Annotated in this window: 9 protein-coding genes and 1 pseudogene; 4 read left to right on the top strand and 6 right to left on the bottom strand. The window is 59.2% G+C overall.

Annotated elements, in window-relative coordinates:
* The 6 genes and pseudogenes from IAE27_RS21745 to xthA form a co-directional block, all read right to left on the bottom strand.
* Positions 1-867: pseudogene (locus IAE27_RS21745) on the bottom strand (thiamine ABC transporter permease); the annotation flags it as partial.
* Entirely contained in the window at positions 840-2,000 is a 1,161-nt protein-coding gene (locus IAE27_RS21740; RefSeq protein WP_115239668.1) for an ABC transporter substrate-binding protein, read from the bottom strand. The gene IAE27_RS21740 and the pseudogene IAE27_RS21745, both read right to left, overlap by 28 nt.
* Before the next feature lie 9 nt (positions 2,001-2,009).
* Entirely contained in the window at positions 2,010-2,561 is a 552-nt protein-coding gene (locus IAE27_RS21735) for a carboxymuconolactone decarboxylase family protein (RefSeq protein WP_004112333.1), read from the bottom strand.
* Positions 2,558-3,256, bottom strand: coding sequence for a TVP38/TMEM64 family protein (locus tag IAE27_RS21730; RefSeq protein WP_032728110.1), 699 nt, complete (start codon positions 3,254-3,256; stop codon positions 2,558-2,560). The genes IAE27_RS21735 and IAE27_RS21730 overlap by 4 nt, the downstream gene beginning before the upstream one ends.
* Positions 3,246-3,908 carry a TVP38/TMEM64 family protein gene (locus IAE27_RS21725; RefSeq protein WP_016808494.1) on the bottom strand — a complete coding sequence of 221 codons (663 nt, stop codon included), beginning with the start codon at positions 3,906-3,908 and terminating at the stop codon, positions 3,246-3,248. Before IAE27_RS21725 ends, IAE27_RS21730 begins: the two co-directional genes overlap by 11 nt.
* 183 nt (positions 3,909-4,091) lie before the next feature.
* Positions 4,092-4,898 carry an exodeoxyribonuclease III gene (xthA, locus tag IAE27_RS21720; protein WP_004101319.1) on the bottom strand — a complete coding sequence of 269 codons (807 nt, stop codon included), beginning with the start codon at positions 4,896-4,898 and terminating at the stop codon, positions 4,092-4,094.
* 444 nt (positions 4,899-5,342) lie between these two features.
* Here xthA and IAE27_RS21715 point away from each other — a divergent pair, with 444 nt between their 5' ends.
* Genes IAE27_RS21715 through astB form a run of 4 tightly spaced genes read left to right on the top strand, consistent with a single transcriptional unit; the run spans position 5,343 to position 10,391 of the window.
* A complete protein-coding gene (locus IAE27_RS21715; protein ID WP_115239667.1) occupies positions 5,343-6,563 on the top strand; it encodes an aspartate aminotransferase family protein in 1,221 nt (406 codons plus the stop codon).
* Positions 6,560-7,594, top strand: a complete 1,035-nt coding sequence (astA, locus tag IAE27_RS21710; RefSeq protein ID WP_004112343.1) for an arginine N-succinyltransferase — start codon at positions 6,560-6,562, stop codon at positions 7,592-7,594. Before IAE27_RS21715 ends, astA begins: the two co-directional genes overlap by 4 nt.
* Entirely contained in the window at positions 7,591-9,069 is a 1,479-nt protein-coding gene (astD, locus tag IAE27_RS21705; RefSeq protein WP_196549960.1) for a succinylglutamate-semialdehyde dehydrogenase, read from the top strand. The genes astA and astD overlap by 4 nt, the downstream gene beginning before the upstream one ends.
* On the top strand, positions 9,066-10,391 hold the full coding sequence (gene astB / locus IAE27_RS21700) for an N-succinylarginine dihydrolase (protein WP_016808499.1): 1,326 nt from the start codon (positions 9,066-9,068) through the stop codon (positions 10,389-10,391). Before astD ends, astB begins: the two co-directional genes overlap by 4 nt.

The following is a 10,391-nucleotide window of genomic DNA, read 5'->3' as shown; positions in this document are numbered from 1 at the left end:
TACATTCGCTATGTTTTCCCCCCCGCGCGCCCGGGGGGGGGGGCGGCGGATCCCCTGAACCGGTGGGATCCGCCGCCGCCAGACGCGCCAGGCTCCCCATGCCAGCAGCGCCATCATGACGAGCGTCAGCAGTAATACCAGGCTGGCAAGGGCCCCTTTGGCCTGCTGTTGTTCATCGCCCTGGCTCAACCATTGCCAGGCCAGCACCGCCAGCGTCGGCGGGTTGCCCGGCCCAATTACCAGCGCGACATCAACCGCCGAAAGGCTCCAGGCGGCGGTCGCCAGCAGCGCGATCGCCAGCGCTGGCAGCAGGGCGGGTAGCACAAGCCACTTCAGGCACTGCCAGCGGCCGTAGCCGAGGCTTTTTAATACCGTTGCCTGTCCCGCCAGCCGTTTCTCACCTAACAGGCCGTAAACCACCCACAACAGAAATGCGCTCTCTTTGACCGCCATCGTCAGACCCAGGCCAATGCCGTAGCGGTCAACTGGCGGAATGAAAAAGGGCAGCAGGCGAGAGAGCCAGCCGCCTTCAGCAAATAGCAGCAGGGCGGCGGTAGCGAAGGCGACATGGGGTACCGCCAGCAGCAGCGGCAGCCTGGCTGCCAGCCGGCGCCAACCGCTTGATGGCCAGAGTACGGCAACAACCGAGAGCGTGATGATCAGCGCGCCGCCAACCGAGAGCAGGGTTGAGACGAGAGTCGCCGCCAGCGCCTGCCAGAACTGCGGGTCGGCAACCAGCGACTGCCAAAGCGTCAGGCGCAGCGCCGGAAGCGTCATCATAGAAACGGCCGGTAGCAGCGGGAGATAGATCAGCGCGACGGCGGCCCAGGCCAGCAGCCTTAGTGCGTGCCGTAGTGGCGCAGCCATTCCTGCTCCAGCGCTTCTACCCAGGCCGAGTGCGGTTCTCCCAGCATTGGCGGCAAATCCTGCGGCACAACGGCGTTGAAGGACTGGCGCTCATCTGCCGTTAACTTCGCCGGATCCAGCACGCTGGGGTCGCCCCACACCGCCGGGTCGGCCTTGCGCAGCTGCGCCTGCGGTGAGAGCAGGAAATTGGCGACAACTTTCGCCCCTGCCGTCGCGCGGGCGTTAACCGGGATCGCCACAAAGTGGACGTTGCCGAGCATCCCCTGGCTAAAACCGAAGCCGTAGCTGTCTTTCGGCAGCTCGCCGCTGGCCGCTTTTTGCTGCGCGTGCAGCGGGTTGAAGGTGATTGACAGCCTGAGGACACCGTTCGTCAGCATGGTATCCATACGGGCGGGCGAAGCCGGGAAGTCGCGGCCCTCGCGCCATAGCAGAGGGTGAAGCTGGTCAAGGTATTGCCACAGCGGCGCGGTCGCGGCGGCGAAGTTGGCCTCTTGCGGCGGCTGACGCAGGGCGTCAGGATCTGGGGTCAGCGTCAGCAGCAGCTGTTCGAGAAAGGCGGTACCGGTAAAATCCGGCGGCCGCGGATAGGTAACGCTACCGGGGTGCGCGGCGGCGAAAGCCAGCAGCGCCTGCGGATCGTTGGGCGCGTCGGGCGTTTGCGAACGGCGGGCGATAAAAGTGAGCTGCGCGCCGCCCCACGGCGACTCCGCCCCGTCGGTAGGAATGGAGAAATCTTCGCGCACCGGCTTTTGCGTATCGACAAAGCGCCAGTTGGGCAGGGTTTCCGCCCACTGGGTTTGCAGCAGATTTGCGCTTTTCAGGGTGTGGAAATTCTCGCCGTTAACCCACAGCAGGTCGATAGAACCGCCTGAACTGCGCCCGGCGCGGGCTTCGCTTTGAATGCGCTTTACCGCGTCGGCGGCATCGGCAATATGCACGATGCGCAGGTCGATGGCATAGTCGCGCTTCACCTCTTCGCTGACCCAGTCGAGATAGCGGTTAACCGCCGGATCGCCGCCCCAGGCGTTAAACCACACCGTCTGGCCGCGAGCCTCTTGTTGCGTGGATTGCCAGTTGGCGCTGGCGGACAGCGGAGAAAGCAACAGCAAAGCGAAGACCAACAAACTACGCATAACCACTCCTTATGGTTTCGAATCGGTGGGAAGCTGGCATAACCCCTGGGCGGGGATCGCCATCGCCGAATTAAAGCGCGCTGACAGGTTTTGTAACCCGATCAGCGCCGTGAGTTCGGTCAGCGCTTGAGCATCAAACTGTCCCGCCAGCTTATCGCGCAGCGCGTCGTCGACGGCCGGAGGCGTCATGCTGGCCGCTTCGGCATACTCCAGCGCCAGCCGCTCGCGTTCGCTGAATAGCGCGCTATCTCGCCATCCGGCTACAGCCAGGAGTTTATCGCTGCCGCCGCTGCGCTCCGCCAGCTTCATGCTGGTGATATCAATACAAAACTCGCACAAACACAGCTGCGCGATGCGGGCGCTGACCAGCGAACGCAGCACCGGCTCGAGGGGCGAGCGTTTGCGTTCCAGATAACCGACGAACATCGACACCAGATAAAAGACCAGCGGAATGCGGCCCCACCAGCGAATAGGGCTCAGCACCTCGCCGTAGTGGCGGCGATGCAGCCAGGCCTGCGGGCGCAGAATCAGGGGAATTGACTTCAGGGGGGGTAAGCTCATCGTGAACGCCTCTTTTGTTGTTCAAGATAGAGTGCTTTCGCGACGACCACCAGGATCGCCAGCGCAAACAGGATCGATAAACCGGTTACCAGCCAGAATGTACCGCCCGTCAGCAGGCTGCCGGTCCACGAGTAGACTATCGTGGCGGGCAACTGGCCCAGACCGGTAGCCAGCATAAAATGGCGAAAGCGTATTGAGGTCAGTCCGGCTGCGTAACTTACCGGATCAAAAGGTACAAAGGGCAGCAGGCGGCAAACCAGGATGGTGTGTTTACCGTAGCGGGTAAAAAAGCCATCCATACTCTGCAATACGCTTTTACCGGTCAGCTTTTCCACCGCTTCGCGGCCAAATACTCTGGCGATGAAAAAACACAGCGCCGCCCCGGCCATGGCGCTCACCCACGATAGCGCGCCGCCCCAGAAGGCGCCGAACAGGGAAGCGTTAGCGAAGGTGATGAGAAAAGCGGGAAGCGGGGCGATAATCGCCTGCAGAATCATCAGCGCAAAGGAGACCAGGGCCGCCTGCGGCCCCCAGGAGTCAATAAACTGCTCAATAGCCAGCTGATCGAGCGTGGCAAAGGCGGCGAGGCTGCGCTGCATAAACCCATTGACGCCGGGGATCAGCCACCATGCCAGCAGACCCGCCAGCAGCGTAGCGCCAATGATTATCCGGTAGATCGCCTGGCTATTTTTCATCGTTGATTCGCCACCGTTGCGTGTCGATCCGCCGATAGCGGGCATATCTTTTGGCTGCCTGAATCAGGACAAATAACACCAGCCCGGCAAGCGTTAGCTTTAGCACAAAAAGGGAGGTGATACCGTCGCGGATAAGTTCGCTGGCCATCAGCGTATAAATAAATATGCCGGGCAAGGTGGTTATGGCGGAAATAAAGGTAAACGACCAGAATGAAATAGCCGTGAGGCCATAGGCGTAATTCTGAATATTATAGGGAAACAGCGGGACTAACCGGGTCAGAATTAAAAAATCGCAGCCGCTACGCTCAATGCCTCTTTCAATTGCCTGGAATATCGCCGTCTCTCCGAAGTATTTAAGCAGCAGCTCGCGGCCCAGCCAACGGGCGAGCAGGAACGACAGGGAGGAGGCGACCGTCGCCGCCAGCAGCGATAGCAAGGTTCCCGTCAGCGGGCCAAAAAGTACACCGCCGGCAATGACCAGCGCACTGCCCGGAATCAAAAACAGGGTAGCGATAATAAACAGCAAGATATAGAGCGCATACCCGAAGCCACCGCTTTGGCGGATAATTTCGCGCAGATGGTGGAAATGAGTGACCAGCTCGGCAAAACCCGACTGCTGGATAATACAGGCGAAAATGCTCAGGATGACCACAACAGAAAGCAGCTTATACTCTGCTTTATGACGGCTTCTTTTGCATTGGGTTCTCCTGTCTTACGCGGGCGGTCAAAAGTGCGCGCGACAGTATAATAGTTTGCCGGCGTTCACAATCTATTACGGCGGCTTTTTTGATATGGCTCAGGCTCTCCGGGCGGGAGAGCCTGACAGAGGGCATCATCAGACTTTAAAGGTGGCCCATACCGGGGCATGATCGGAGGGTTTTTCCATGCCGCGAATTTCATAGTCGATGCCGGTCTCGATACAGCGCTGCGCCAGCGGGTGGCTGGCCAGCAGCAGGTCGATACGCAGCCCGCGGTTATCGTCAAAGCCCTTAGAGCGATAGTCGAACCATGAGAAATGTTCGTTGTCCTGCGGGTTCGCATGGCGGTACGTATCCACCAGGCCCCAGCCCAGAAGGCGCTCCATCCATTCGCGCTCTTCCGGCAGGAATGAACATTTGCCGGTACGCAGCCAGCGCTTGCGATTCTCTTCGCCGATGCCGATATCAAGATCGGTAGGGCTGATGTTCATATCGCCCATAATCAGCACCGGATTCTCTTTATTCAGTTCGGTATCAAGGTAGTTCTGCAGATTCTGATAAAAGGCCGCTTTCGCCGGGAATTTGGTTTCATGATCCCGGCTTTCGCCCTGCGGGAAATAGCCGTTGATTACCGTCACGTTGCCAAACGGAGACGGGATTTCCGCCATGATAATGCGGCGCTGGGCCTCTTCACCATCGTTGGGGAAGCCGCGGCGCACCGAGATCGGCGTCTCTTTGGTCAGCAGCGCGACGCCGTAATGGCCTTTCTGCCCGTGATAAAAGACGTTATAGCCTAGCTTCGCGACCTCTTCGAGGGGAAACATATCATCGTGAACCTTGGTTTCCTGGAGGCCGATGACGTCGGGCTGGTGTTTGTCGATGATGGCGGCCAGCTGATGCGGGCGGGCACGCAGGCCGTTGATATTAAAAGAGACAAATTTCATAGTCGCTGCCACTGTGCAAGGTGAATAGTGCAGGGATGGTAGCAGAAATTCGCCGGGCTGGCTGCGCAAAGGCGCTTTATTCTGCCGATTGCAGCGGTTGGTAGCCTGTTTGCACAAAGTGTGCACCATTCTGGAACGCGCTGCGCCAAAAAAGGGCGATTATTGCCGATAAATTTCGTCAAGGATCACAATTACAGAATTATATCTTACCCCTGCATAATCTTTCTTTTTATTCCACTGCTAAAGCCTCTTTTAGTATTTTTATTCACTTTTTATGCATTTTATGTGAATAGCGGTCTTTCGTAACTTATTGATATTTCGTTGACGACCTCGATTTATGCATTTTTACCTCTGGCTGGCACGAACCGTGCAATCTACATTTACAGCGTAATAACCATATTCATTAACATTATTTAAACTTTTTGTTTACCGGAAGAGGTCGATATGTCTCAGTCAATTACGCGTAGCAACTTTGATGAATGGATGATGCCTGTATACGCGCCAGCGGCTTTTATTCCGGTACGCGGCGAAGGGTCACGCCTGTGGGATCAGCAGGGGAAGGAGTATATCGATTTTGCCGGCGGCATTGCGGTTAATGCCCTCGGCCATGCGCACCCGCAGCTGGTTAAGGCTCTGACCGAACAGGCGGAGAAATTCTGGCATACCGGCAACGGCTATACCAATGAGCCGGTACTACGTCTGGCTAAGCAGCTCATTGACGCCACTTTTGCCGACCGGGTCTTTTTCTGTAACTCGGGGGCTGAAGCCAACGAAGCGGCGCTAAAACTGGCGCGCAAATATGCCCACGATCGTTTCGGCAGTGAGAAAAGCGGCATCGTGGCATTCAAGAATGCCTTCCATGGCCGCACGCTGTTTACCGTTTCTGCGGGCGGTCAGCCGGCCTATTCACAGGATTTTGCGCCGCTGCCGCCGCAGATTCAGCACGCTATCTTTAACGACCTCGACTCGGCAAAGGCGCTGATCGACGACAATACCTGCGCAGTGATCGTTGAACCGATGCAGGGGGAAGGCGGCGTCGTACCAGCGGATGTGGAATTCCTGCGCGGCCTGCGTGAGCTGTGCGATGCGCACAATGCGCTGCTGATTTTCGATGAAGTCCAGACCGGCGTCGGCCGTACCGGGGAGCTGTACGCCTATATGCACTATGGCGTGACGCCGGACGTGCTTTCCACCGCGAAAGCGCTGGGCGGCGGTTTCCCGATCGGCGCGCTGCTGGCAACGGAACGCTGCGCCAGCGTAATGACCGTGGGTACTCATGGCACCACCTACGGCGGCAACCCGCTGGCCTGCGCGGTGGCGGGGGAAGTCTTTGCCATCGTCAACACGCGTGAGGTTCTCAACGGCGTTAAGCAGCGCCATCAGTGGTTTAGCGAACGGCTCAACGCCATCAACGCCCGGTACGGCCTGTTTAAAGAGGTTCGCGGTCTGGGGCTGCTTATTGGCTGCGTGCTGAAAGATGAATATGCCGGCAAGGCGAAAAACATCAGCAACCTGGCGGCGGAGGAAGGGCTAATGATGCTGATTGCCGGCGCCAACGTGTTGCGCTTCGCACCGGCACTGATTATCAGCGAAGACGAAGTCAATAGCGGCCTGGATCGCTTCGAGCTGTCCTGCAAACGCTTTCTCTCGGGGGTCTCATCATGATGGTGATCCGTCCAGTCGAAAAAGGTGACCTGCCGGGGTTAATGACGCTGGCAGGCGAAACCGGCGGCGGCCTGACATCGCTGCCGGCCGATGAGGCCACGCTGGCCGCGCGCATTGAACGTTCACAGATGACCTGGCGCGGCGAGCTGCCGAAAAGCGAACAGGGGTATGTATTCGTTCTGGAGGATTGCACCAGCGGCGCGGTGGCGGGAATTTGCGCCATTGAGGTGGCCGTAGGGCTTAACGACCCCTGGTACAACTATCGCGTTGGTACGCAGGTCCACGCATCGAAAGAGCTAAACGTCTATAACGCCCTGCCGACGCTGTTTCTCAGTAACGACCATACCGGCAGCAGCGAACTGTGTACCCTGTTCCTTGATCCAAAATGGCGAAAAGAGGGCAACGGCTATCTGCTGTCGAAGTCGCGTTTTCTGTTTATGGCCGCCTTTCGTGAACGCTTCAACGATAAGGTCGTGGCGGAAATGCGCGGCGTAATTGATGAGCACGGCTACTCGCCATTCTGGGAGAGTCTCGGGAAACGCTTCTTCGCGATGGAGTTTTCCCGCGCCGACTATCTGTGCGGCACCGGGCAAAAAGCGTTTATCGCCGCGCTGATGCCGAAGCACCCGCTATATATCGACTTCTTAAGCGATGAAGCGCGGGCGGTTATCGGCGAGGTTCATCCGCAAACCGCCCCGGCCCGCGCGGTGCTGGAAAAAGAGGGATTCCGCTATCTCAACTACGTCGATATTTTCGACGGCGGTCCGACGCTGGAATGCGAAATTGACCGGGTGCGGGCCATCCGCAAAAGTCGGCTGGTTACCGTCGTTGAAGGCGAACCCGAGGCGGGAGAGTGGCCGCCATGCCTGATCGCCAATGAACAGTACCATCACTTTCGCGCCATGCTCGTTCACGCGGACCCGGATAGCGACCGCCTGGTGCTAAGCGCGCGTGAGCTGGATGCCCTGAAATGCCATTCCGGTGAACAAATTCGCCTGGTTCGCCTGTGCCCTGAGGAGAAAAAATCATGAGTTTATGGATCAATGGCGACTGGCAAAGCGGTCGCGGCCCGGCCCGACAAAAACATAACCCGGTAAGCCAGGCGCTACTGTGGCAGGGACGGGATGCCAATGCTGAGCAGGTTGCGCTGGCGGTCAGCGCGGCGCGGCGGGCATTCCCCGCGTGGGCGCGCCAGCCGTTTGCCGCCCGCAAAGCGATAGCAGAAAAGTTTGCTGCTTTACTTGACGTGAACAAAGCTGAATTAACCGCCATTATTGCTCAGGAGACCGGCAAACCGCGCTGGGAAGCGGCGACGGAAATCACCGCGATGATCAACAAAATCGCGATTTCAGTAAACGCTTACCATAGTCGTACGGGGGAAGCGCAAACCGCACTGGCCGACGGCGCAGCCACTCTGCGTCACCGGCCGCACGGCGTACTGGCGGTGTTTGGTCCCTACAATTTTCCCGGACATTTACCAAACGGACATATTGTTCCGGCGCTGCTGGCGGGCAATACCGTGGTGTTCAAACCCAGCGAGCTGACCCCACAGAGCGGCGAAGCGGTGGTAAGGCTTTGGGCAGAAGCCGGCCTGCCGCCCGGAGTGCTTAACCTGCTTCAGGGCGGTCGGGAGACCGGCGAAGCGCTGAGCGGTCAGTCAGATATCGACGGTCTGCTGTTTACCGGCAGCTCTGCCACCGGCTTTCAGCTCCATCGCCAGCTTGCCGGCCAGCCGGAAAAAATACTCGCTCTTGAGATGGGCGGCAACAATCCGCTGATCGTCGATGAACCGCAGGATATCGATGCCGCCGTTCATCTCACCATTCAGTCGGCATTTATTACCGCAGGCCAGCGCTGTACCTGCGCGCGTCGGCTGTTGGTGAAGCGTGGTGAGGCTGGCGATGCGTTTCTTCGCCGTCTTGTGACAGTGTCACAAAAACTTATTCCTGACGCCTGGGATGCAGAGCCGCAGCCTTTCCTCGGGGGACTGATTTCAGCGCAGGCGGCGCAGAAAGTGCATCAGGCCTGGCTGACACACGTCTCCAACGGCGGCCAAACGCTGCTGGAGCCGCGTCTGCTACAGGCCGAAACGTCGCTGCTGACGCCGGGTATTATCGACATGAGCGAGGTCGCGCAGGTGGCCGATGAAGAGGTTTTTGGCCCACTGCTCTGCGTCTGGCGTTACGACCATTTCGATGAGGCGATTGCGCTTGCTAACGCGACCCGCTTCGGGCTTTCCTGCGGGCTGATCTCCGCCGAACGCGAGAAGTTCGACCAGCTGCTGCTGGAGGCGCGCGCCGGTATCGTGAACTGGAATAAACCGCTCACCGGCGCCGCCAGCACCGCGCCGTTTGGCGGGACCGGCGCTTCCGGTAACCATCGGCCGGGGGCCTGGTACGCCGCAGATTATTGCGCCTGGCCGATGGCCAGCCTGGAATCGCCGGAGCTGTCGCTCCCGGTCGCGCTCAGCCCGGGTCTGGATTTTGGCCAGGAGAGCTCACAATGAACGCCTGGGAAGTGAACTTTGACGGGCTGCCGGGCCTGACCCATCACTATGCGGGATTATCTTTCGGCAACGAGGCTTCGACCAAACACCGCTATCGGGTGTCAAATCCGCAGCTGGCGGCAAAGCAGGGGCTGAAAAAAATGAAAGCCCTGGCGGATGCGGGCTATCCGCAGGGGATCATCCCGCCGCAGGAGCGGCCAAACATCCCCCTGTTGCGCCAGATTGGCTTTAGCGGTAGCGATGAGCAGGTGCTGGAAAAAGCGTCGCGTCAGGCGCCCGAGCTCCTCTCGGCGGCCAGTTCAGCCTCATCAATGTGGGTGGCCAACGCCGCTACGGTCTCGCCATCAGCGGATTCGCTGGACGGCCGGGTGCATCTGACCGTCGCCAACCTCAATGATAAATTCCACCGCGCCAGCGAAGCGCCTACCACCGAGGCTTTGCTGAAGGCTATTTTCCCCGATGAGCAGCGGTTTGCAGTACACGGCGCGCTACCCCAGGCCTCGCTGTTCGGTGATGAAGGGGCGGCAAACCATAACCGTCTCGGCGGCGACTACGGCGCCCCTGGCGTGCAGCTGTTTATTTACGGTCGTCAGCAGGGTGGGGAAGAGAGCCCGCAGCGCTACCCGGCGCGGCAGACGCTGGAGGCCAGCCAGGCCGTTGCCCGCCTCAACCAGGTCAACCCCCGGCAAGTGATTTTCGCCCGTCAAAACCCGGCGGTGATTGATAAGGGCGTATTTCATAACGATGTGATTGCGGTAAGCAATCAGCAGGTGCTGTTTTGCCACGAGCAGGCGTTTGTCGATCAGCCGCAGCTCCTGCAGCAGCTGACGGAGCGGGTTGCTGGTTTTACGCCGCTTGTGGTGCCGACGGGTCAGGTATCGGTAGAAGAGGCGGTGGCGACCTATCTGTTCAACAGCCAGCTGCTGAGCAAACGCGAGGGCGGAATGCGGCTGATTCTGCCGCTGGAAGCGCAGGAGCATCCGGGCGTCTGGCGTTATCTGAACCGGCTGGTGGAGGGCGATAACCCGATTGATGAGCTTCAGGTTTACGACCTGCGCGAGAGCATGGCCAACGGCGGTGGCCCGGCCTGCCTGCGTCTTCGGGTGGTGCTGACTGAGAACGAGCGACGAGCGGTGAATCCGGCGGTCATGATCGACGACGCGCTGTTCGCCACTTTGAATGATTGGGTAGACCGCTACTATCGCGATCGCCTGACCCAGGCCGACCTTGCGGATCCGCAGCTGCTGCGCGAAGGTCGCGAAGCGCTCGACCGCCTGACGCAAATCCTGCGCCTCGGCTCCGTATATCCGTTTCAGCAATAA

This window comes from Klebsiella sp. S69, assembly GCF_016516145.1.
Taxonomy (GTDB): Bacteria; Pseudomonadota; Gammaproteobacteria; order Enterobacterales; family Enterobacteriaceae; genus Klebsiella; species Klebsiella oxytoca.
This window is presented reverse-complemented; position numbering and strand designations above follow the sequence as displayed.

Excerpts from the sequence above, each read along its gene's own strand:
- IAE27_RS21740 (WP_115239668.1), bottom strand. The coding sequence starts at position 2,000 with ATGCGTAGTTTGTTGGTCTTCGCTTTGCTGTTGCTTTCTCCGCTGTCC.
- IAE27_RS21735 (WP_004112333.1), bottom strand. The coding sequence starts at position 2,561 with ATGAGCTTACCCCCCCTGAAGTCAATTCCCCTGATTCTGCGCCCGCAG.
- IAE27_RS21730 (WP_032728110.1), bottom strand. The coding sequence starts at position 3,256 with ATGAAAAATAGCCAGGCGATCTACCGGATAATCATTGGCGCTACGCTG.
- xthA (WP_004101319.1), bottom strand. The coding sequence starts at position 4,898 with ATGAAATTTGTCTCTTTTAATATCAACGGCCTGCGTGCCCGCCCGCAT.
- IAE27_RS21715 (WP_115239667.1), top strand. The coding sequence starts at position 5,343 with ATGTCTCAGTCAATTACGCGTAGCAACTTTGATGAATGGATGATGCCT.
- astA (WP_004112343.1), top strand. The coding sequence starts at position 6,560 with ATGATGGTGATCCGTCCAGTCGAAAAAGGTGACCTGCCGGGGTTAATG.
- astD (WP_196549960.1), top strand. The coding sequence starts at position 7,591 with ATGAGTTTATGGATCAATGGCGACTGGCAAAGCGGTCGCGGCCCGGCC.
- astB (WP_016808499.1), top strand. The coding sequence starts at position 9,066 with ATGAACGCCTGGGAAGTGAACTTTGACGGGCTGCCGGGCCTGACCCAT.